19 protein-coding genes are annotated in these 22448 nt (G+C 46.0%); 10 read left to right on the top strand and 9 right to left on the bottom strand.

Translation table 11 applies throughout. The features are described from left to right. Positions 1-134: 134 nt before the first annotated feature. The 8 genes from miaB (at position 135) to ACEW9J_RS12805 (ending at position 9543) form a co-directional block, all read left to right on the top strand. Positions 135-1313, top strand: a complete 1179-nt coding sequence (miaB, locus tag ACEW9J_RS12840) for a tRNA (N6-isopentenyl adenosine(37)-C2)-methylthiotransferase MiaB (RefSeq protein ID WP_373545513.1) — start codon at positions 135-137, stop codon at positions 1311-1313. A 162-nt stretch (positions 1314-1475) separates the two neighbouring features. Next, positions 1476-2594, top strand: coding sequence for a calcium/proton exchanger (cax, locus tag ACEW9J_RS12835; RefSeq protein ID WP_373545512.1), 1119 nt, complete (start codon positions 1476-1478; stop codon positions 2592-2594). Between the two features lie 491 nt (positions 2595-3085). After that, positions 3086-4312: a geranylgeranyl reductase gene (gene chlP / locus ACEW9J_RS12830; protein ID WP_373545511.1), complete on the top strand. Its 1227-nt coding sequence runs from the start codon at positions 3086-3088 to the stop codon at positions 4310-4312. A 197-nt stretch (positions 4313-4509) separates the two neighbouring features. Continuing rightward, positions 4510-5295 (top strand): ergothioneine biosynthesis protein EgtC, encoded by a 786-nt coding sequence (gene egtC / locus ACEW9J_RS12825; protein WP_373545510.1) that lies wholly within the window; start codon positions 4510-4512, stop codon positions 5293-5295. 155 nt (positions 5296-5450) lie between these two features. Continuing rightward, a complete protein-coding gene (locus tag ACEW9J_RS12820) occupies positions 5451-6881 on the top strand; it encodes a circularly permuted type 2 ATP-grasp protein (RefSeq protein ID WP_373545509.1) in 1431 nt (476 codons plus the stop codon). Between the two features lie 150 nt (positions 6882-7031). Continuing rightward, a complete protein-coding gene (locus ACEW9J_RS12815) occupies positions 7032-7634 on the top strand; it encodes a Uma2 family endonuclease (RefSeq protein ID WP_373545508.1) in 603 nt (200 codons plus the stop codon). A 104-nt stretch (positions 7635-7738) separates the two neighbouring features. Continuing rightward, positions 7739-8689 (top strand): alpha-E domain-containing protein, encoded by a 951-nt coding sequence (locus tag ACEW9J_RS12810; RefSeq protein WP_373545507.1) that lies wholly within the window; start codon positions 7739-7741, stop codon positions 8687-8689. Continuing rightward, positions 8686-9543, top strand: coding sequence for a transglutaminase N-terminal domain-containing protein (locus ACEW9J_RS12805; protein WP_373545506.1), 858 nt, complete (start codon positions 8686-8688; stop codon positions 9541-9543). Before ACEW9J_RS12810 ends, ACEW9J_RS12805 begins: the two co-directional genes overlap by 4 nt. Before the next feature lie 69 nt (positions 9544-9612). On the opposite strand, the gene ACEW9J_RS12800 is transcribed toward ACEW9J_RS12805, so the two are convergent. Then, complete coding sequence (locus ACEW9J_RS12800) at positions 9613-10395, bottom strand: peptidase (protein WP_373545505.1); 783 nt, start codon at positions 10393-10395, stop codon at positions 9613-9615. An 87-nt stretch (positions 10396-10482) separates the two neighbouring features. Between ACEW9J_RS12800 and ACEW9J_RS12795 the strand changes: the two genes are divergently transcribed. Together ACEW9J_RS12795 and ACEW9J_RS12790 are read left to right on the top strand one after the other, a co-directional pair. Beyond that, positions 10483-11751 carry a dicarboxylate/amino acid:cation symporter gene (locus tag ACEW9J_RS12795; protein WP_373545504.1) on the top strand — a complete coding sequence of 423 codons (1269 nt, stop codon included), beginning with the start codon at positions 10483-10485 and terminating at the stop codon, positions 11749-11751. Further along, entirely contained in the window at positions 11748-12677 is a 930-nt protein-coding gene (locus tag ACEW9J_RS12790; protein ID WP_373545503.1) for a bestrophin family protein, read from the top strand. The genes ACEW9J_RS12795 and ACEW9J_RS12790 overlap by 4 nt, the downstream gene beginning before the upstream one ends. Before the next feature lie 100 nt (positions 12678-12777). Here ACEW9J_RS12790 and ACEW9J_RS12785 read toward each other — a convergent pair whose 3' ends face one another. The 8 genes from ACEW9J_RS12785 to ACEW9J_RS12750 form a co-directional block, all read right to left on the bottom strand. After that, positions 12778-13068, bottom strand: a complete 291-nt coding sequence (locus ACEW9J_RS12785; protein WP_373545502.1) for a hypothetical protein — start codon at positions 13066-13068, stop codon at positions 12778-12780. Positions 13069-13224: 156 nt separating this feature from the next. Beyond that, entirely contained in the window at positions 13225-13449 is a 225-nt protein-coding gene (locus ACEW9J_RS12780) for a hypothetical protein (RefSeq protein WP_373545501.1), read from the bottom strand. Further along, positions 13421-14473, bottom strand: coding sequence for a chemotaxis protein CheB (locus tag ACEW9J_RS12775; RefSeq protein ID WP_373545500.1), 1053 nt, complete (start codon positions 14471-14473; stop codon positions 13421-13423). The genes ACEW9J_RS12780 and ACEW9J_RS12775 overlap by 29 nt, the downstream gene beginning before the upstream one ends. Positions 14474-14668: 195 nt before the next feature. Further along, positions 14669-15214, bottom strand: a complete 546-nt coding sequence (locus tag ACEW9J_RS12770; protein WP_373545499.1) for a response regulator — start codon at positions 15212-15214, stop codon at positions 14669-14671. 59 nt (positions 15215-15273) lie between these two features. Beyond that, entirely contained in the window at positions 15274-18000 is a 2727-nt protein-coding gene (locus tag ACEW9J_RS12765) for a response regulator (protein ID WP_373545498.1), read from the bottom strand. A 105-nt stretch (positions 18001-18105) separates the two neighbouring features. Next, the gene (locus tag ACEW9J_RS12760; protein ID WP_373545497.1) at positions 18106-18477 is read right to left on the bottom strand and encodes a four helix bundle protein; all 372 of its coding nucleotides are present in this window, start codon (positions 18475-18477) and stop codon (positions 18106-18108) included. A 253-nt stretch (positions 18478-18730) separates the two neighbouring features. After that, positions 18731-20545, bottom strand: a complete 1815-nt coding sequence (locus ACEW9J_RS12755; RefSeq protein WP_373545496.1) for a methyl-accepting chemotaxis protein — start codon at positions 20543-20545, stop codon at positions 18731-18733. A 124-nt stretch (positions 20546-20669) separates the two neighbouring features. Beyond that, positions 20670-22283 carry a methyl-accepting chemotaxis protein gene (locus ACEW9J_RS12750; RefSeq protein WP_373545495.1) on the bottom strand — a complete coding sequence of 538 codons (1614 nt, stop codon included), beginning with the start codon at positions 22281-22283 and terminating at the stop codon, positions 20670-20672. Between the last annotated feature and the right edge of the window lie 165 nt (positions 22284-22448).

Raw genomic sequence — 22448 nt, 5'->3', positions numbered from 1 at the left:
TAGCATCAAACGCCGTAGTGGGAATCTTTCTGTAGTTGGTTCTATAGATAACAGTACCATGAAGGAAATCCTGTACACCCTTAATAGGGCTGCAAGGAAGCCCACGTCATAGCGTACTCGCTTGACGTGTGGTTATGTCACGCAAACAAACCCGACGGAAAAAAGACAACCCCGATCTGATCTTGATTATGGCAGGATGCGTCGCCCAGCAGGAAGGAGAAGCCTTGCTCCGCCGCATTCCCGAACTAGACTTGATTATGGGGCCACAACACGCAAATCGTCTCGAAGACCTCTTACAGCAGGTATTGGCTGGCTCTCAGGTAGTCGCCACCGAACCGATCCACATTATCGAAGACATCACCAAACCGCGCCGCGATAGTAATGTAACTGCTTGGGTAAATGTCATCTACGGTTGTAACGAACGCTGTACGTATTGTGTCGTGCCAAATGTGCGTGGTGTCGAGCAGTCACGCACGCCTGAAGCCATTCGGACTGAAATTAGAGAGTTAGCACGTCAAGGGTATAAGGAAGTTACCTTACTCGGTCAAAATATTGATGCTTATGGGCGAGATTTACCTGGAGCCACGGCTGAAGGTCGTCATTTGCATACGCTGACAGATTTACTCTACTATATTCACGACATTGAAGGGATCGAGCGGATTCGGTTTGCTACTAGTCACCCCCGCTACTTTACCGAGCGGTTGATTAAAGCTTGTACTGAGTTACCCAAAGTCTGCGAGCATTTCCACGTCCCATTTCAGTCGGGAGATAACGAGATCCTCAAACAGATGTCACGGGGTTATACTCACGAAAAATATCGGCGGATTGTCGATAGTATCCGTCAGTATATGCCAGACGCATCGATTAGTGGCGATGCGATCGTGGGATTTCCAGGCGAAACCGAGCAACAGTTTGAAAGTACGCTGACATTAATCTCCGATATCGGCTTTGATATGGTAAATACAGCGGCTTACTCGCCGCGTCCTAATACCCCAGCGGCGGTGTGGACTAATCAACTGAGTGAGGAAGTCAAACTCGACAGGTTGCAACGGATCAATCATCTAGTTTCCCAAACCGCGATCGAGCGATCTGGGCGTTATCTCGATCGAGTAGAATCTGTCTTGGTGGAAGAACGCAATACCAAAAATCCTGCTCAAGTATTAGGCAGAACTGGCGGTAATCGACTCACTTTCTTTAATGGTGATATTAATGAGCTACGGGGTAAAGTTGTTCCTGTCAAAATTAGTGAGATTCGCGCATTTAGTCTCACAGGCGACATGGTAACTCAGCTCGATTTAGCTCAAATTCATTAAAGATCGGCTCCGATCTTGCTCATATCGTCAGATCGTTCTTTAGATTTGCTTGGAGAGATAGCGAATGATAACGACAGCAACTTTAACCGATCGATAATTTGGTGAAAAGTCAGTCGAATGAATCGGGTACGCTAGAGACACAGTGTATAACTATAAGCCTCAATGCTCAGTCTCACCAATATTCTTTCCGTTTTACTACTATTTATCCCAGTTTCGATCGCGGGACACTTTTTACATTGGAGCGAACCGATTATATTTATCACTTCTGCGCTAGCAATTATCCCGCTGGCGGCATGGATGGGCACAGCAACCGAAGAAATCGCCGTTGTCGTCGGCCCCGCGCTGGGTGGCTTATTAAATGCCACTTTTGGGAATGCTACCGAACTGATTATTGCTTTAGTTGCTTTGAATGCGGGCTTAATTGATGTCGTCAAAGCAAGTATCACAGGTTCGATTATTGGTAACTTATTGCTGGTAATGGGGTTTTCGATGCTGCTGGGCGGGTTGAAATATAAGGAACAGACGTTTCAGCCCATTGTGGCGCGAGTCAATGCTTCGAGTCTGAATCTAGCTGTAATTGCCATGTTATTACCGACGGCGGTGGATTACACCTCAACGGGGATTGATGCTGATGCGGTACAGAAACTATCGATCGCAGTATCGATCGTTTTAATCGGCGTTTACGGTTTGACGTTACTATTCTCAATGAAAACTCACACCTATCTCTACGATTTAGATTTGGCAGAGCTAGATTCTGAAGAATTATCGGAATCCAATCTCGACGGCGACAACAACCACGGCGAAGTTAATTTACCGCTGTGGATTTCGGTATTATTAGGCTGTACTTTATTAGTTGCCGTCGAATCAGAATTTCTCGTTTCTACTCTAGAAGTTGCTACCAAAGAGTTAGGTTTGACAGCCTTATTTACTGGGGTGATTTTGGTGCCGATTATTGGGAATGCCGCCGAACACGCTACAGCCGTAACGGTTGCCATGAAGGATAAAATGGATTTATCTGTATCTGTTGCTTTGGGTTCGAGTTTACAAATCGCCCTATTTGTCGCGCCAGTTTTAGTATTGGCTGGTTATATTATGGGCAAACCAATGGACTTAAATTTTAATCCATTTGAGTTAGTCGCCGTCGCCGTCGCCGTCTTAATTGCTAATTCGATCAGTTCTGATGGTCGATCGAATTGGCTCGAAGGTTCTCTACTTTTAGCCGCATATGTAGTACTAGGATTTTCTTTCTACTTCCATCCAGTCATGAGTGGGATTGGCTAATTCAGGGGGTAGAGAGTAGAGGGTAGAGCGTAGGTTACTGGTGCGTTACGGCTTGCGCCTAACACACCCTACATTTAAATCGATAGCGATTGCCAACGACTACCCAACACCAGCAAACCAAAGTCCAAGCACCAATGCGAAGCGCGCTACGCTACACACCAGTCGAACCTTACGCAGGGGAGTTTGAGGGGCGGCGTTCCGCTCCTCAACGGGGGGTCTGGGGGTCGGTACCCCCAGATCCGGGTTCTGCTCGCACTAGGAAAATCGCCACCCACAAATTCTCTTCGTCTACCGCTATGCTAAACACCAGCATTAACGCTAACCCAGCAAATCCAACAACTACAGATCGATCGACACCCCACCGATCCAAATATGTCGTTATGTAAAGGAATATTTCAATTCTGACAGACTGAGCCGGATTCCGAGCGATCTCCAAGAAAGTCCGTGCTAACATCCATCAGTGTAAGCACAAATCATAAAGAGATATAGCTGTGGTACTACGGGTTGCTGTTGTCGGTTCTGGTCCAGCGGGTTCTTCCGCTGCGGAAGTCCTAGCGAAAGCTGGAATTGAAACTTATTTATTTGAACGCAAATTAGATAACGCCAAGCCTTGTGGTGGAGCGATACCTCTTTGTATGGTGAGTGAATTTGACTTGCCCCCAGAGATTATCGATCGACAAGTGCGGCAGATGAAGATGATATCGCCATCTAATATCGAAGTCGATATCGGTCAAACCCTCAAGCCTGGGGAATATATCGGCATGTGTCGGCGGGAAGTCTTGGACGGATTTTTGCGCGATCGAGCAGCTAAACTAGGTGCCAAACTGATTAATGGTACCGTCCATAAGTTGGAAATGCCCGGACTCAATACGACAGATCCTTATGTCCTCCACTATGCGGATCATGCTAATGGCAGCCTCGAAGGGGAAGCAAAAATCCTCAAAGTCGATCTAGTCATCGGTGCCGATGGTGCCAATTCTCGCGTCGCTAAAGCGATGGATGCTGGGGACTACAATTACGCGATCGCATTCCAAGAACGGATCAAACTCCCCGAAGATAAGATGGCTTACTACCATAGTCTCGCCGAGATGTATGTAGGCGATGATGTCTCCACTGATTTCTATGCGTGGGTATTCCCCAAACACGACCACGTAGCGGTCGGTACGGGGACAATGAAGGTACACAAAGCCTCAATCAAACATTTGCAAGCGGGTATCCGCAAACGGGCTGCCAAGAAGCTAGAAGGCGGCACTATCATCAAAGTTGAAGCTCACCCTATCCCCGAACATCCTCGCCCTCGTCGAGTAGTCGGACGTTGTGCATTAGTTGGCGATGCCGCTGGTTATGTTACCAAGTCATCCGGCGAAGGGATCTACTTTGCTGCCAAATCAGGACGGATGTGTGCAGAAGTCATCGTCGAACGTTCCGAACAGGGAACAAAGATTCCCACGGAAGCGGATCTAAAGGTATATATCAAGAAGTGGGATAAAGCTTATGGCTTGACTTACACGGTCTTGGATATCCTCCAACGCGTATTTTACCGTTCCGATGCTACTCGCGAAGCATTTGTCGAAATGTGTGGCGATTTGGACGTTCAGAAGCTCACCTTCGATAGCTATCTCTACAAAACAGTCGTACCTGCCAATCCCATCACGCAGTTGAAGATTACTGCCAAAACGATCGGTAGTCTGCTCCGAGGGAATGCTCTAGCTCCATAATTATCATCAAACTCACACCTAAAATACAGGTAGGTATCAGTACCTACCTTTTTTGTCAGCTTTAGGAGCTAGAGTGGAGGGCGGGTTTGAAAATAAATAGTCATCTTTTTAATAGACTCCTGCAAAAGTGAAAGCCAAATCTTCCCCTAAAGCCTAAAGCCTAAAGCCTAAAGCCTAATATTATCCCCTCGCCCGAAATGTGTCGCCTGCTTGCTTATCAGGGTATCCCCCAATCACTCGATCGATTAATCGCTAAACCAGAACATTCCCTCATCGTCCAAAGTTATCAACCGCGTGAAATGACCGCAGGGGTAATTAATGCTGACGGTTTTGGGATTGGCTGGTATCATCCCGATCGAGACACCGCTCCGTTTATTTACAAACATACTCAGCCAATTTGGACGGATATCAATCTCCCTCACCTGAGTCGATATGTAGAAACAGGCTGCATGTTGAGTTATGTTAGAAGCGCAACTCCAGGGCAAGCCGTAAGTCTGAGTAATTGTCAACCGTTTCAGGATGGTAAATTACTATTTATTCACAATGGATTTATCGACAAATTCCGCAGTGGTTTGTATCGACAGATTCGGGAAAAACTACATCACCATATTTATCAAGCGATCGATGGAACTACCGATTCCGAACACATTTTCGCGCTGTTGACTAACGAACTACATACTCATCCCGTTCCCCTAGAAATTGCACTCCAGCGCACCTTGCAGATCCTCCGCGATCTAGTCGAAGCAGAGCGGACGACGATTTCTGCCAATATTGTAATTAGCGATGGTGAAAGATTAATTGCTTCTCGGTTCGCTCATCGCACGAAAGTACCTTCTCTCTATTGGATTAGGGATAGTCTTGATTATCCAGATGCCGTAATCCTAGCCTCCGAGCCGATATTTGCTGGCAATTGGCAAACTTGTCCGATGCAAAGCATCATCACTGTCAGTCAGGATCTAGAGATCCAAATTCATCCGATCTAAACCCCTCAACTGTGGCGAGAGCAATATTCACCATCCACTATCCACCATCCACCATCCACCATCCACCGCTACGGTATAGTCTGATACGGTTATTTAGATCTAAAAAGTTGTTCGATAGAATGTAACAGTATGGTTTTCTAATCCGCTTTGATGATATGGAAATAAACAGTTATCGACCTGGTGACTTTTACGATGAATTGTTTTTACCTGACGGGACTCCCCGATCGATCGCGGCTACCCTCATCGAAAAGATTAGCAGCCTTTCCCTAGTGGAGCTACAACAGCAACAGCAGTTAGCCCAAAGTACTTTATTGAGAATGGGCGTGACTTTCAATGTCTATAGTGACGATCGCGGGACTGAAAAAATTCTCCCGTTTGATATCATTCCCCGCACGATTTGCGATCGCGAATGGACACAGTTGGAGCAAGGTTTAAAGCAGCGCACCCACGCGCTCAATTTGTTTTTAAGCGATATTTATGGAGCGCAAAAGATCGTCGCAGATGGAGTTATTCCCCAGGAGCTAATTTATTCAGCTAGTGGATTTCTCAAGCCTTGTATGGGGCTAAAACCACCGCAGGGGATTTGGTGTCATGTGACTGGTACGGATTTGATTCGCGATCGCGATGGTAGCTGGTATGTGTTAGAAGACAATCTCCGGTGTCCGTCTGGAGTTTCCTATGTACTCGAAAATCGGCGGGTGATGAAGTCTACATTTCCGCGCCTATTTGAGAAGATGCAGATTCGCCCTGTGGAAGATTATGCCAGTAGGTTACTCGAAACTCTGATGTATCTAGCCCCAGAATCCACCCTCGATCCGACGGTGGTGGTATTGACTCCAGGTATCTATAACTCAGCCTATTTCGAGCATTCCTTTTTAGCGCAGCAGATGGGGGTGCAATTGGTAGAAGCCAGAGATCTGACGATCGCCAATGGCTTCTTGCAAATGCGGACTACCAAGGGTTTACAGCAGGTAGATGTCGTCTATCGGCGGATCGATGATGACTTTATCGATCCGCTGACTTTTAGAGCTGATTCGACATTGGGAGTACCTGGATTGATGGATGTCTATCGCGCGGGAAAAGTCGCGATCGCCAATGCCCCAGGCACGGGAGTCGCCGATGATAAAGTGGTATATGCTTATCTCCCAGCGATCGTCAAATACTATCTCGGTGAAGAGCAAATCATCCCCAATGTGCCTACCTACGAATGTTGGGACGATAGTCAACGCCAGTATGTACTAGAAAATCTAGATAAATTAGTCGTCAAAGCCGCAGGTGAATCGGGGGGCTACGGTATGCTCATCGGTACTCGCTCCACCCCTGAAGAGCGGAGCGAATTTGCCGCAAAAATTGTCGCCAACCCCCGCAACTACATCGCCCAACCAACCCTGAATCTATCGCGGGTACCTACATTACTTCCAGATGGCATCGATGGTAGACACGTAGATTTACGCCCCTATATTCTCAATGGGAGGGATATTTACATTAATCCAGGTGGATTGACGCGAGTAGCCTTGAAAAAAGATTCCCTCGTTGTCAACTCTTCTCAAGGTGGCGGTACCAAAGATACATGGGTAGTTTGTTAGGCTTTAGTTGTAGGGTGTGTTACCGCGTTCGCGTAGCGTCTCGCAGAGAAGCGTAACGCACCAGCTCAAGCTGGGCGGGGGACAAAGGCGAGATAAGGAGCGCGAAGCCCAACTGTCAACTGTTTAACCTATCGATCGTCCTATTAAATTATGGTTGCTTTACCCGCTCGCTTATTCATGTCCGCTGCCGAATATTTAGACTGGGAACCTACCCAGGAGGAACGTCATGAGTATTGGGATGGTGAAGTAGTAGGGATGAGCGGTGGAACTCGCAATCACAATCGGATCTCATTGAATTTCTCGAAACTGCTGGATGATGCTCTGCTAGATCGCGATTGTGATGTTTATATTGCTGATGTCAAAGTTCAAGTGGAGCCAGGACGAAAGTACTTTTATCCAAATGTAGTAGTGACGTGTGATGAGCGCGATGATGATGCCCAAATAGTCCAATTTCCTTGTTTGATTATTGAAGTATTGTCACCTTGGACGGAAGCGATCGATCGAGGTGCAAAATTTGAGAGGTACCGTCAATTTCGATCTTTGCAAGAGTATGTGTTAGTTCAGGTCGATCGTCCAAAGGTGGAAGTATTTCGACGCAATAATCTCGATCGATGGGTGTTGTCTGAATACGATCTAGAAGATACTCTGCTACTAGAATCAATTGAGGTGGAAATTACAATTTCCAATCTATATCGTCAGGTACAATTTGAACCTGATAACTTGATATATGACGATTCAAAATCAGATCTCTAGGATCAAATATTGGTGCGTTACGGCTTGCGCCTAACACACCCTACAACTGAATTCTCAAGTCTAATACCTAAAGCCTAATACCTAAAGCCTAAAGCCTTCTCCCTATGCTAAGTCGTGTTGCTAATTCAATCTACTGGCTAAATCGTTATATCGAACGGGCGGAAAATATCGCTCGATTTGTCGATGTTAATCTAAATTTATTGCTTGATAGTGTGGTGGTAAACGATCGACAGTGGGAGCCGATTGTGATTACCACCGGAGATTTAGCTACTTTTCGTAGTCGTTATGGAGCGGCGACAGCGCAAAATGTGGTGCAGTTTCTCACCTACGATGAGAAGTATCCCAACTCGATTTTATCTTGTCTCCAATCTGCGCGGAATAATGCTCGATCGGTACGGGAAATTATTTCATCGGAGACGTGGGAGCAGGTAAATAGTTTTTACTTCATGGTGAAAGCGGCAGCGGAAGCCGAGACTAAGCCAGATCTACCAGCATTTTTCGCAGCGGTAAAAATGGCGAGTCACCAATTTGCGGGAGTGATGGACGCTACGATGTCGCATAATGAGGCGTGGCATTTTGGACAGATTGGACGATCGATCGAACGGGCGGATAAAACGGCGCGGATTTTGGATGTCAAGTACTTTATTATCTTGCCCAATGGTGTCGGCTCGGCATTGGATGAATTGCAGTGGATTGCCTTATTGAAATCTACCAGTGCTTATGAAATGTACCGTAAAATGTACCGCCGCATTAATCCTTCAGATATCGCACGGTTTTTGATCTTCGATCGACAGTTCCCAAGATCGATTCAATTCTGTCTCCACTCTGCCGAAAAATGCTTACATCTGATTAGTGGCTCTCAGAGCGATACTTGGTGCAATCCTGCCGAACATAAACTGGGTAAACTGCGATCGGAATTAGATTTTTTGTCGATCGAGGAAATCACCAAAGGGGGATTACATGAGTTCTTAGATGAAACCCAGAGTCGGCTTAACGGTGTCTCGCAAGAGATCAACGATACCTTTTTGACGATCGACACTAGGGTGGCATCATGAGTATCTATCAGATCGACCATTCCATCAATTATACCTATAGCCAACCAGTCACCTTCGCGCCTCACCAATTGAGATTGCGCCCGCGATCGAATCTCCATCAATCGGTGACGGCGTTTGCGCTGTCGATCTCGCCGACACCGCAGCAAATTGTCGAATCGATCGATCTCGATGGTAATGACTCGATCGTCATTTGGTTCGATAACTATCCTACTACCAACCTCCAAATTCACACCCAATCCACAGTATCTACCAATCTTACCGATCCCTTCAACTATCTGCTCGAACCGTGGGCGGCTCATCTACCGATCGATTATCCCCGATCGATGTCTCAACAATTGCAACCATATCTAATTGGATACCTAGCTGGATCGATCGATCCGATTGCGGCTGAGGTAGCAGGGGAAATCTGGAATACTGTCGAGGGGAATACGCTCTCCTTCCTCTCCAAACTCAATCAACGGATCTACCATACTTGTAAATATTCCCTCCGTCAGACTGGAGCTGCACTTCCGCCTGGGATCGTCTGGAAAAATCGCTCCGGCTCCTGTCGAGATTTGACGGTATTATTTATCGAAGTGTGTCGGGCGGTAGGATTGGCGGGAAGATTTGTCAGCGGCTACGAAGCTGGAGCCGAGAGTGATGACAGACACCTTCATGCTTGGGCGGAAATATATCTCCCTGGAGCGGGCTGGCGGGGCTACGATCCCACTCATGGCTTAGTTGTCGCAGACGGACACATGGCGATCGCTTCATCCCCCCTCCCAGTCCAGACAACCCCCGTAGAGGGGAAATTGCGAACCCTAGGCATGGTAGCCACCGAAATGAGCTATCGACTATCGATCGAGAAAACCTGAAAATTCACTTCGATCTTGGTGCGTTACGGCTGATGCCTAACACACCCTACTAAAACTACCCTCTACCCTCTACTCATCAAGAAAACCTGAAAATTCAGTTCGATCCGGTGCGAGATCGGTATTTCGCTCCCAATCGATCGGTGGCATCCGCTCGAAAGCAGTTTTGAGAAAGGATTCCCACTCTCTACGGACTTGTAGTAGGTAAGGATCGCCTCGGTGGAAGGTAAGCTGGTGGCGAATCTCGAAACTATCAGCATGATACATCATTAGATCGATCGGTGGGCCGACAGAGACATTTGATTTCATTGTCGAATCGAAGGATAGGAGGGCACATTTAGCCGCATCTTCGATACTAGTCTCAAAGGTCAAAGTTCGATCTAAAATTGGTCTACCATACTTAATTTCGCCAATTTGTAGAAACGGCGTTTCGGGCATTGCCTTGATGAAATTGCCCTGACGGTAGAGCATATATAACTCCGTCGGTTGCCCGCGTACTTGCCCACCCAGTAAGATATTACAGCTACTATCGATCCGATCTTTTTCTAGCCATTCCCTTTCCCTGGCTTGGATCTGTCGTAATTTCTCCCCTAGATAGCAAGCGATATCATACATACTCTGGTGAGAATGTAAATTTTCGACATCTAGAGATCCCAAATCTTGTTCTACACTAAGTATGACAGACTGGGTAATCGATAGATTTCCCGAAGTACACAACACAACAGTTCGATCGCCAGGTACAGAAAAATCAAACATCTTCCGATAGGTAGAAACATAATCAACTCCCGCATTAGTTCGAGAATCGGCTGCCATTACCAATCCATGAGCAGAAATAATTCCCAAACAGTAAGTCATAATTTAGCAGTTTAGTCCCAATTAAAAGTAATTACCGCCCATCTAATCTCTGAGTCCTCATCCCTAATTTAAATTGGTAAGCAAATAATGAATAAAATTCCATTATATTTACAGATTGTTGCCGCTCTAATTGTAGCAGTAATAGTTGGCGTACTTTTAGGTGCAGGAAACCCGATCTTGGATCGGGAAGTCATCAACCATTTAGCATTGCCAAGTACGCTGATTCTCAAGGCTTTGCGAACTCTAGCAACTCCACTAATTTTTCTAGCCATCCTCCATACCTTTTTGACAGCAGAGATTCCTAGTAACTCTGGGCGAAAGTTATCGATCTTATTAATTACTAATACACTAGTAGCGATCGCGATCGGCTTACTAGTTGCGAATATTTTACGCCCTGGTGCTGGAGGACAATCCTTAGTAACTTCGCCAACTACGAATACTACTGCCAAACAACTCGATCCCTGGAGTTTACTTGCTGATATTATTCCCGATTCGGTACTAAAACCGCTAGTGGATAACAATGTGATTTCGCTGATATTTGTAGCACTGGCATTTGCAATTGTCCTCAGAGCAATTAAGACAGAACAAGTAAATCGGGGACAGCATGATTATTTAGCGATCGAGCAGACAATTGGCTTATTATTTGATGCAGTAATTAGAATTTTACATTGGGTAATTGCTTTAGTTCCATTTGCTGTATTTGGGATTGTTTCTAAAACAATTGCCCTTCAAGGATTTGCTCCATTCAAAGCTTTGGGTGCGTTTGTGATTGCGGTAATTTTGGCGTTATTACTTCAAGCTGCTTACTATCTAATTAGAGTTAAACTTGGATCTTGGGTACCGCCGCTAAAATTTCTCTCAGGTGGATCGGATGCGTTGATTACTGCTTTTTCGACGGGTTCTTCGACGGCAACTATGCCGCTCACTTTTAGATCTTTGATTGAAAAAGTGGGGCTACGCGAGTCTTCAGCTTCGCTCGGCGCACTGGTGGGGAGTAACTTTAATAATGATGGTACCGCGCTCTATGAGGCGATGTCGGCACTATTTATCTCTCAGGTATTGGGGCAAAATCTGACACTGGTACAACAGGTGATGGTGATGCTAACTTCAATTGTGGCATCTGTGGGGGCTGCGGGAATCCCCGAAGCGGGGTTAGTGACGATGACGTTGGTATTTTCTTCCGTGGGGTTGCCGACGGAGTATATTGCGATCCTAATTACGGTAGACTGGTTTCTCGATCGATGTCGAACCGCAATCAATGTTATGGGTGATATGACTGTAAGTGCGCTCATTGATGGTAAACGCCCAAAACCCCATGATGAGCCAATTGTTGCCGCCCAAACTAAGGAATTATGAGCTTAAAGCAAACAAAATGGTTTAAAACTGCCTTAAACATCGAAAGTTCGGTAATTCCAGCTATTCTCAGTCGAGTTTTATGGTGTGGAGCTTTTGGCTTATTTATATCAGTTTTGAATTTCTACAAAATCCCGATTGTAGCTAAAGCCATCGGGGGAATTATTCCGAGTATCGTCTTAGGTTTATTATTAGTATTTCGGACAAATACTGCTTATGAAAGGTTTTGGGAGGGACGAAAAGCTTGGGGGAATATTGTCAATCATACTCGTAATTTATCACGATTAATTTGGGTCGCTATTACTGAGATCGAGCCGACTCATCAGCAGGAAAAAGAGCAAGCTGTAAAATTATTAGTAGCATTCGCTATTGCTACTAAGTTACATCTAAGGGCGCAGCCTGTTGACGATCGCTTGTCAAAACTTGTCTCGCCGCTGCAATTTGCCAAGCTCCAAACCATGAACAATCCGCCGCTAGAAATTGCTTTTTGGATTAGTGATTTTCTCCAAGCAAAACAGGAGCAGGGACAGATTAGTCTGTATCAAATGAATGAATTGCAAACGATCTTAAACAGTCTAGTCGATACGCTTGGTGCTTGCGAACGGATACTCAGGACACCAATGCCGCTAGCTTACGCCATTCACCTCAGACAATTACTGTTTATTTATTGCTTGTTATTACCTTTTCAAGTTGTCGAAGAACTTAGATGGTGGACAGCACCAGCGACTGCTTTAGTTAGTTTTACTCTATTTGGAATTGAAGCGATCGGTGTAGAGATTGAAAATCCTTTTGGTACAGATCCTAACGATCTACCTCTCGATACAATTTGCGATACGATCGAGCGCAACATTAACGATCTAATTGGAATCGAACCGCATTATCGGCGAGTGGGTATCTATGGTAATAATCTGGGCGAGCAATTGAATTAGGCTTTAGGCTTTAGTTTTGAGGTTTGAGGTGTTAGGTGTTAGGTGTTAGTTTTTAGGCTTTAGGCTTTAGGTTTTGGGTTTTAGGTGTTAGAAGAAAAAACTAGTCTTGATAATTGGCTATTTCTTGCTTGATATTGAAACGAGCGATCGATTCTAATTCATCGCTGAGTAAATCTGTATAATAAAGTCGATCGCGTTGGAGAAAGCTTTCTAATACTTGGGTGCGTCCGACTTTGTATGCGGCATCTGATACCCAACTATATTCACAGCGAATCGATCGCATATAAGCTTGATATTGGGCTGGATCTGCACCGAGAATGGCTAGATCTGCATCCAAAAAAATACATAGATCGGGATCGTCAGGATCGATTTGATGTCCCTGTGTTGCCAAAATAAGCTGCTGTACGCGATCGATTAATTTGCTCGAAATACCGATGTTTTTGAGTAATTCTTCAGCAAATTTAGCACTTTGAGCTTCATTATCTGAAGCTTGGGAATCATATACAAAATCGTGAAACCAGACTGCTAGTTTTACAGCAGTAGGATTTTAAATTGATGTTTCGGCAAACCGATCGATTGTCGTGAGGAGGCGATCGATATGATGGAGATTGTGGTAATGACGATCTGGTTGAGTATATGCAGCAACTAGAATATTAAAGACTCGCTGCTCCTCGCAGGTAGAGAATCGCGCCGTAAAACATTGTTGCCATTTATTAGCTAATCGATCGAGATCGGACATGACTTCAACTTTCAACCAATTGACAGTTGGCAACTTTGGTAAGTAGAAAGGGGGCAATTTCTGAGAGGCTAAGAATGTGTCCGACAGAGCCAGAATCGATCGCGAATTTGGACATGCCAAACACCAGACAACTTTGTTCATCTTGAGCAATCGTTATCCCCCCAGCAGCGGCTACAGCCTCAGTGCCAACGACTCCATCGGTACCCATGCCCGTGAGCAATATACTCGCACTAGAGCTACCGTAGATCCTCGCTACAGAGCGAAATAGAGCATCGATCGAGGGGCAAGTACCATTAGCAGATATGAAGTTACTGTAGATAAATTTACCCTGAGCATCAAATTCTAAATGCGCCCTCTCTGGTGCGAAATAGACTGTTTTAGGTGCGGGAGTCTCACCAATTTGGGCGACTTTGACATTTAAATGTGCATCTTCCTTGAGCCAGCTAATCAACCCTGTCAAAAATCCATCGCCGATATGTTGGGCGCAAATCAGGGGGATGGGGAAATCTGGAGGTAGGGAAGTAACGAGCTTATGGATGGCTTGAGGGCCACCTGTCGATGCACCGATCGCGATCGCGCGTAAGCTACTAGGGTCATTAATATGGGCACTAGCACCAGTCGATTGCCATTCTGGATGCTGAGATTTAGCTTTGACAGTCACCTGCGAGAGCATTTTAATTTTAGCAAGCAGTCGCTGCTTGACTTGCTCGTATTCCCGATAGTCGCCGCTGATAGGTTTGGGGAAGATATCCACCGCACCTGCTTGGAGTAGTCCAAAGATATTTCTAGTATCGTCTTCCTGAACTGAGTTACTAATCACTAAAATCGGACGGGGGAATTTTGCCATTACCTCTTTGGTGAGTTCCAACCCATCGATCGGTGCCATGTGCAAATCGGTACAAATCACACTAGGATTGACTTGAGGAATCAGTTCTAGAGCTTCTCGACCATTTCGGGCAGTACCGACTATTTCAACTTCTGGGCTACTTCTCAATAGACGTTGCAGCAGTTCGAGCGCGATGAGCGAATCTTCGACGAGGAGAACTTTAATAGGCATGGTTTTAGGTTTTAGGCTTTAGGCTTTAGGCTTGAGGTTTGAGGTTTTAGGCTTCAAGGTTGGGCTTGAGGAGTTAGGAATTGGGTAAGGCTTGAGCTTTGAGATTTTAAGGGTTGAGGCTCTAGGGGATTTTTTCTAGGTATCGATCGATACCTAAAGCCTAGTCCCTAAAGCCTCAAGCCTCAAGCCTCAAGCCTACTTTATTGGTCTTGCTTTGACTGTCATTCCTGCTAGGAGTTTGATTTTAGAGAGGATTTTTTGTTTGACTGCTTCGTATTCGGCATAGTCACCGCCCATCGGTTTGGGGTAAATATCTGAGGCTCCAGCTTGGAGCAGTGCGAAAACATTTTTGGTATCGTCTGATTTGACGGAGTTGCTGAGTACCAGGATCGGGCGGGGGAAGTTTGCCATCACTTGTTTGGTGAGTTCCAATCCATCGATCGGTTCCATGTGGAAGTCTGTACAGATAACGGTAGGATTGAGACGGGGAATCATTGCTAGGGCTTCTTGACCATTCCGAGCGACACCGACAATTTCGATTTCGGGAGTAGATTTAAATAGCCGTTGCAGTACTTCCATTGCTACGGGAGAATCTTCAACGATGAGAACTTTAGTAGGAGCCATGATGGGGGATGGGTGAATGGTGGATGGGTGGATGGGTGGATGGGTGGATGGTGGATGGGTGGATGGGTGGATGGTGAATGAGTCAATAGTCAGGAATTGGGAGTAGAAAGGACGCAAGCGTCCTTATACCTATCCACCATCCACCATTCACCATTCACCTTCCACCTTCCACCTTCCTAGATCAACCTCTCAAGCGTATCCAGCAACAGTTGCTGGTCGAAATCGCCTTTGGTGAGATAGGCATTGGCACCAGCTTGAAAGCCGCGATCGCGATCGACTGCTTGTGATAGGGTTGTTACCAAAACTATTGGGACTTGGGATTGGGTGCTGGAGCGGATGGCTGCTGTCAGTTGTAATCCGCTCCAGCGGGGCATTTCTACGTCGGAGACGACGAGATCGTATTGACCTGCTTGGAGTTTTTCCCAGCCCTCCAAGCCGTCATTTGCGGTGGTGACGCGGTAGCCAGCTCCCTCCAAGATCCGCGTCATTTGAATCCGAATCACGCGTGAGTCTTCGACTAGCAAGATCGCTGGCGCAACCGCCGCAATCGGTGTAATCGCTGCGACTTTTGATGAGAGCGGATTGCCCCCCGCAGCCGTTGTCAGCAGATCGATCGGGTTGAGCACCAAGCAGACTTCTCCCGTACCTAAAATTGTTGCCCCAGCTAGGTGAGGAACATGTTTGAGGAGCGGATGGGGGGCTTCGATGGTGACTAACTGTCGATCGTCGATCCGATCGACCAGCAGTGCCAATTTTTGCCGTCCTGACTGGATTAGTAGACAAGCGATCGAATTGGAGGTGCGTTTGATTTCTCCAGGGGAGTGGGGTGTAACGGAGGGCAGGGAGAGCAGATCGGCTAGCCAAGCAACTGTCACCGTCTGTCCGTCGATCTCGGTGGTAGAAGTGCCACTGAGTGCAAAGATTTCGGCTTTATTAACCAGCAACATCCGATCGACAAATTCTACTGGGATGGCGTAAGTTTGGTTGCGAACATTTACCATCATCACTTGAGAACTACCGATCGTATGACTGAGGACGATCCTGAACTTACATCCACCATTTGGTGATGATTCAACATCTACCGAACCTTTAATTCGTTCGACATTGGTACGGACGATATCCAATCCGACGCCGCGCCCAGATAGCTCTGTGACTCGCGTACGGGTAGAAAACCCTGACGCAAAGATCAGAGATTGAATCTTGTCTATACTCATCAGTTCCAACTCGGCACTAGTATATAAGCCCCGCTTGATGGCTGTGGCTTTAATCCGTTGTATGTCCAATCCCCGCCCATCGTCAAGGATCTCGATCGTCGTTTGGTTGCCAGCTTGACGGACTTGGATCGTCAAGTTAGCAGCAGTCAATTTATCCTGCTGGAGGCGTTCTTTAGGCGTCTCAATGCCATGATCGATCGCATTTCGCAAAATGTGCGTCAAGGGGTCTTTTATCTCTTCTAGAAGCCGTTTATCGAGGAGGAGATCGCCACCCTCGATCGCCAAATTAATTTCTTTAGATTGAGTTTTGGCTAAATCTCTTACCATCCGAGGAAAGAGATTAAAGATCGTTGATAGTGGTAGTAGTCGGAGCTTTTTGACTCCTGATTCTAGAGCGGAGGTAACTAGATCTAGTCTGGAGCTATCTCCATCGATCGATTTTTTAAACTTAGCGATTAATGCGCCCATTTGCTCCCACTGCTGATGATTGCGGCTCAGTTGCCGATGCAGTGGCGATTGTGGAGGAGTTTGTTGGAGTATTTGGATCTGTTGCAGATCGCGGTTGCCATTCTCCCAGAGTTCCATCATTGCTTCGAGATCGAGCAATCTACTGGCGATTTGCTGGTTGATGACATTAATTTCACCAGATTGTCCCATCAGGGCATCTAGTTGCTTGGCTTCCACCCGAATTGTTTCGATTTGGTAGTCACTGACATTTGCTGTCGGAGCAGCTACGGCAGATTGAACTTGTAGGGTGGGGATGGGGTTGTCAACTGCTGAAGATATTGCTACTTCCTCGGTAGGAATGTTGGTACCAAACAGGATCGGCTCTCCCAAATCTCCGCTCATCGGGATCGACAGGCTCTCGAAAGTGGTAGCGAAAAGATCTGCATCAAAGATCGATCGATCTACCGAGCTACGGGTGCCATCACTATCTGAAATATCAGACATCAGTAACAAGTTATCGTCTGACAGAAAGATCTGCTCCAGATCTGTTGGTGCAGTTCCAGGCATCAGATCGAAGTCACTAAAAACTATATCGCGATCGAGCTTTGGTAAAGTCGAGTCAGGTGGAAATAGTGCGCCTAACTCCAAGAAATTTGTTTGGGGCGTATCAGTGTCCCAGGGCAGAGCTTCCAACGACATTGGTGCAAGTAAGTCATTGTTTTCATGTACCCACAGATCTGAAGACATCTCAAACAGAGGTTCTTCATTAGAGAGTGTTATCCAACCATCGGATACTTGCCCATCGACCAATGGATCTGGCGTGAATGCTGGTTGAGCAGCAGTAACGGGCGGCGGAACTACGCCAGCATCCCCCATTAATGTTGCCAATACATAAAACATATTGACATCATTGGGTTCGCCTGTCACCGCAGTATGGGCTAATTGCTTGATGGTATCGAGTCCGACATACAGCCGATCGCACAATTGCTCATCCATCATCGTCTGCCCTCTTTCTAGCGGCATCAGACACTCTTCGATCTGATGAACGAGAGTTTCCACATCTTCTACCCCCAGCATCCGCGAGTCACCCTTGAGCGTATGCGCCGAGCGCAACAAGTCTTTTAATACAGCCGAATCTTGCGGTTGTTTTTCCAACTGCATCAATGCCGACTCGATCGCTTGGATATGTTCGGTAGCTGAGGTTTTGTATAGTCCTCGGAGTTCGTCGTCGTCAATGTACATGGGGTTGTGGTGGATGGTGAATGGTGAATGGTGAATGGTGAATGGTGGATGGTTTTTCTTGTAATTACCAAGCTTTTTTATTAGCTATTTGACATCCACTATTCATTAAGTTTGCAATTTCAATTTAAGAGCCTTTTGTAAGTTGCGAGTTGTTTTACTCGTTGATGTTAAAGTAGCAAGAATTATTTGAAGATCGTTATCGGATAGATAGCTAAAGCGATGTGCTAACAGTAGTTGAGTTTCAAGTTCGCAGATCGAGCCGAATGCAATTGCGAGGAAATGCAAAAATTCTTTAGTTGAGTCTCGACCCTGACCTTCAGCAATATTTGAAGGGATCGAAACTGCCGATCGTCGCATCTGACTACTCAAACCATAAGTTTCTGACTTGGGAAAGTCTGCTGTCAATCGATATACTTTTTCAGCTACTTCCATCCCTAGCTGCCAAACTCTTAAATCACGAAAACTACTAACACTCATTCAATCACCTCGATCTTGACAATTACTTGGGAAATATTATTGGTTATTGGCAAATAGTAGATGATTATTAATCCCTTCACAGTGAATAATTAGATATTAGGGTAGTGGGTGAATAGTAAATGGTGGATAGTGAACTGCGCTCGTCTATTTCTTGAGTAGGAAGGGAGTAAGAGCTGAAGCCATCCACCATTCACCATCCACCATCCACCATCCACCATCCACCATCCACCCTTTACCCTCTACCCTTTACCCTCTAAACCACTGCTGCCTTCAGCTCATCCGCCACCTGTGTCAACTCTTTAGTCGTCATTTTCACTTGGTGCATTCCTACGGCACTTTCTTGAGAGCCTTGAGAGATCGTCGTCATCGAGCTGAGTACTTGTTGGATCGAGATCGCTTGTTGCTTGGCACTAGTCGAGATTTGTTGGGAGTTCAAGAATACGTTGTTAACGGCATCTGTCACGCCCACGAAGGTGGCTGCGGTCGATCGAGCCAGGTCGATCCCCTCATTTACAGTTTTGGTACCTTCATCAGTCACCATTACCGTCCGGTTGATTGCTGATTGAATATCGTTGGCTAGATCGTTGATTTTGTCAGCAGATTTCTTACTTTGGTCGGCTAGTTTCCGGATTTCGTCGGCAACTACACTAAAACCTCGACCCTGTTCCCCCGCCCGCGCAGCTTCTACCGCTGCGTTGAGGGCGAGCATATTGGTTTGACTTGCCAGATCTGCCACGAGGTCGGATACTAGAGTAATCTGTCCGGTTTGTTCGCTGAGATTGACGATCTGATTGGCGATCGCATCGACTTTATCTCGGAGTCCAGACATGCCTTGGAGGGTCTGTTGTACCGATCGAGTCCCATCTTCTGAGAGGGAGAGTGCTTGTCTGGCGTTATTGGTGGCGGCTTCAGCTTGGGCGGCAGATTGGAATGAGATCGCCCCCAGTTCGTTGACGGTGTTACTGGTATCGATCGCCGAATTTGCCTGGAGATTGACTGTGATTTCCTGCATTTCTACCGTATCGACGATCTCCCCAGAAGAAGTAACGATCGAGTCAGCAAGCTTGGCGATAAACTTGGTAATTCGATTCCCCAATAAAAGGGATAAACCCAAGGTCAAACCACCTGTTACCAGTACTCCTAAAGCAATAACTACGATTATTCCCTGCTCTTTGGCAAAAATATCAGCGGTATCCTTGGCAATGAGAATTGTTAGTCCGAGATCTTGCAAATCTGGGGTTTCAGAAACAGCGACATAGGATGCTAGTTGAGCTTTCCCATCAACTTTCTCGGTATCGATGACTGTGGTGGGCTGCGGAGCATTTTTCAGTTTTTCGTAACTGTTAAAGCTATTACCTGGAAGCCCAATTCGATTGCTCTCTCCAGCGAGGAGAAATTGATTGAGATTTCTGTCGAGAATATACCACTTATTACGATTACTACTACCGACACCAAAAGCTTGAGCGAGTACTTTGAGAGACTCAATCGGCATTCGAGCGCGGACAACACCAATTAGCTCTCCGGTGCTACTATTCAGAATGGGAGCGGTAATATGGAAGACAGTCTTTCCCGAACTCTTGGAAATTGAGGCGTTGGAAATCTGGGCTTTGCCAGTTTTGAGCGTCGCTTGGAAATATGCTCGATCGCGATGATTATCGCGGGGACTACCTTGGGAAACATACAGCGGATTTCCCTGAAGGTCGAATACCATAATGCTGTCGTACAACTTATAAGTATCTTGGAATCGATTTAAGTAAGTTTCAATTTCTGATACCGAGCTACTAGCTCTAAGTTGGGGATTTGTCAGCACTGGTGCTAACGACAAACTTTGAATATCTTTCCGACGCAGAATCAGGAATCTGATTAAGTTACCTTTAAAAGAATCAGTTATGTACTGTTGTTGCTGAGTTTCGGATGTTTGAAGACTATCATGTGCCAAATTATAAGCAAGTAGTCCAATCCCTACGACAGGTAGCGTCGAAAATAATACGGCAACAATAGCTGCTTTCTTTCTAAAGGAAAAGCTATTTAATTTATCTTGAAAATTGGTTGTGAATGTGGATAGCATAGGAGGCTGGATGGGTGGATGGGTGGATGGGTGGATGGTGGATGGTGGATGGTGGATAGTCGGTGGTAAGCATCTATTTTTTTAAGCCGCTTGCGTCTGCCCTATTTGCCCACCATCCACTCTCTTAGCTCACCGCTGCTTGCAGCTCGTCTGCAATCAGGTTGAGTTCTCTGGTGGAGGTCTTGACTTTGTGCATACCGACGGCACTTTCTTGAGAACTTTCCGAGATCGTACTCATTGCACCAAGTACTTGTTGAATGGCTGTGGCTTGGCGTTTGGTACTAGCGGAAATTTGCTGGGAGTTGAGGAAGACGTTGTTGACGGCATCTGTCACGCCGTGAAAAGTCACGGCGGTATTTTCGGCAAGTTGGATGCCGTCAGTAACTGTCTTGGTACCACGCTCGGTAGTTATGACGGTGCGATCGATCGCCGCTTGAATGTTGGTGGCGAGGTTATTAATCTTCTGAGCGGATTTTTTACTTTCATCGGCGAGCTTCCGAATCTCACCTGCAACTACCCCAAATCCTTTCCCCTGTTCGCCAGCGCGGGCAGCTTCGACGGCGGCTTTGAGGGCGAGCATGTTGGTTTGTTTGGCGAGATCTGATACCAGATCCGATACGGTGGTGATTTGTCCGGTTTGGGCACCGAGATTGGTAATCTGAGCGGCGATCTCATCGACGCGCTCGCGCAAGTCGGACATTTCATGAATAGTCTTTTGCACCGCTTGAGTACCTGCTTCGGCTAGAGACAGTGCTTGTCTGGCTCCATCGGCGGAAGCGGATGCTTGCGCGGCTGTTTCGGTGGAGATGCTTTCCAATTCATTGATGGTATCTGTCGTGGCGATGGCGGAGTTTGCCTGTTCGTTAACGGCGATCTCTTGCGTCTGCACGGTATCGACGATTTCATTGGCAGAAGTCGTAATTGTCGCGATCGTCCGTTGGATAAATTTGGTAATTCGACTACCAAAAAATAGTACTAAGCCGACTGTAATACCGCCTGTGCCTAGCATTCCCAATAACAGCACGACTAGGACAGAATTTTCCTTGTCCTGAATTATTTTCAGATCTTTAAACGTGGCGATCGCCAAATTTACATTAGTTAACTTTTCTCCGCCTGTGATATTAGCAACGGAGACTAGTTTTCGATCTCCAGTGACTCGATCTTGCTCAGTATTAGTAAATGATTTATCGCTATCCTTGAGCTGCTGATAACTATCAATACCACTAACGCCGAAATCGAGATCTTTTTTACGATCTGCCAGCACAAATTTATTTGTGTTCTTATTAATTAGCCGCCATTCACTTTGATTAAATGCAGAAGGTGGCGTAATATCTTTGAGTGTAGTAAGTGGCATTCTCGCCTGAATTACTCCGATTACTTTCTCCGTATCAGCCTCTCTAACTAATGCTGTAAAATAGATTGAGGCTTGTTTCGTCGTGCGAGAAACTTCGACCTTACTAATTTGAGGTTTTTCAGTTTTGAGCGTTGCTTGGAAGTAATCGCGGTTAGCATCATTATCGAGACTGCCCCTCGATGCTACGATAACCTTTCCATTTAGATCCATCAATGTTAAGCTATCATAATATCTATATCTATCTACATAGATATTAAAAATCTCTGCCTGTGAAGCCAAAGTCAAGTTTTTTGAGATCGCTGAATTGCTAAAAATTGGCAAGTCAACCATAGTCTGAATGTCTTTACTCCGTAGCTGAATAAAGTTGCTGATTATATTTCCCATTGTTAACGTACTAGATTGTTGAGCCTCCACTTCTGTTCGTCGCAGGTTATTAGAAGAAACGACGAAAGCTATCCCTCCAACTCCAATGATAGGTAGTAACGACAGTAATATTACAGTGCTAATTGCTTTCGTTTTCAAAGAAAGTCTTTTGACTTTAGTCAACAG

The organism is Chamaesiphon sp., assembly GCF_041737865.1.
GTDB lineage: Bacteria > Cyanobacteriota > Cyanobacteriia > Cyanobacteriales > Chamaesiphonaceae > Chamaesiphon.
Note: the sequence above shows the minus strand (reverse complement) of the source record. Positions and strands in the feature narration are given on the sequence as shown.

Coding starts and splice junctions, on each gene's coding strand:
- ACEW9J_RS12805 (WP_373545506.1), top strand. CDS start 8,686: ATGAGTATCTATCAGATCGACCATTCCATCAATTATACCTATAGCCAA.
- ACEW9J_RS12755 (WP_373545496.1), bottom strand. CDS start 20,545: ATGCTATCCACATTCACAACCAATTTTCAAGATAAATTAAATAGCTTT.
- ACEW9J_RS12810 (WP_373545507.1), top strand. CDS start 7,739: ATGCTAAGTCGTGTTGCTAATTCAATCTACTGGCTAAATCGTTATATC.
- ACEW9J_RS12790 (WP_373545503.1), top strand. CDS start 11,748: ATGAGCTTAAAGCAAACAAAATGGTTTAAAACTGCCTTAAACATCGAA.
- ACEW9J_RS12795 (WP_373545504.1), top strand. CDS start 10,483: ATGAATAAAATTCCATTATATTTACAGATTGTTGCCGCTCTAATTGTA.
- ACEW9J_RS12815 (WP_373545508.1), top strand. CDS start 7,032: ATGGTTGCTTTACCCGCTCGCTTATTCATGTCCGCTGCCGAATATTTA.
- ACEW9J_RS12775 (WP_373545500.1), bottom strand. CDS start 14,473: ATGCCTATTAAAGTTCTCCTCGTCGAAGATTCGCTCATCGCGCTCGAA.
- ACEW9J_RS12820 (WP_373545509.1), top strand. CDS start 5,451: ATGGAAATAAACAGTTATCGACCTGGTGACTTTTACGATGAATTGTTT.
- ACEW9J_RS12800 (WP_373545505.1), bottom strand. CDS start 10,395: ATGACTTACTGTTTGGGAATTATTTCTGCTCATGGATTGGTAATGGCA.
- ACEW9J_RS12750 (WP_373545495.1), bottom strand. CDS start 22,283: ATGGGAAATATAATCAGCAACTTTATTCAGCTACGGAGTAAAGACATT.
- ACEW9J_RS12765 (WP_373545498.1), bottom strand. CDS start 18,000: ATGTACATTGACGACGACGAACTCCGAGGACTATACAAAACCTCAGCT.
- egtC (WP_373545510.1), top strand. CDS start 4,510: ATGTGTCGCCTGCTTGCTTATCAGGGTATCCCCCAATCACTCGATCGA.
- ACEW9J_RS12760 (WP_373545497.1), bottom strand. CDS start 18,477: ATGAGTGTTAGTAGTTTTCGTGATTTAAGAGTTTGGCAGCTAGGGATG.
- miaB (WP_373545513.1), top strand. CDS start 135: ATGTCACGCAAACAAACCCGACGGAAAAAAGACAACCCCGATCTGATC.
- cax (WP_373545512.1), top strand. CDS start 1,476: ATGCTCAGTCTCACCAATATTCTTTCCGTTTTACTACTATTTATCCCA.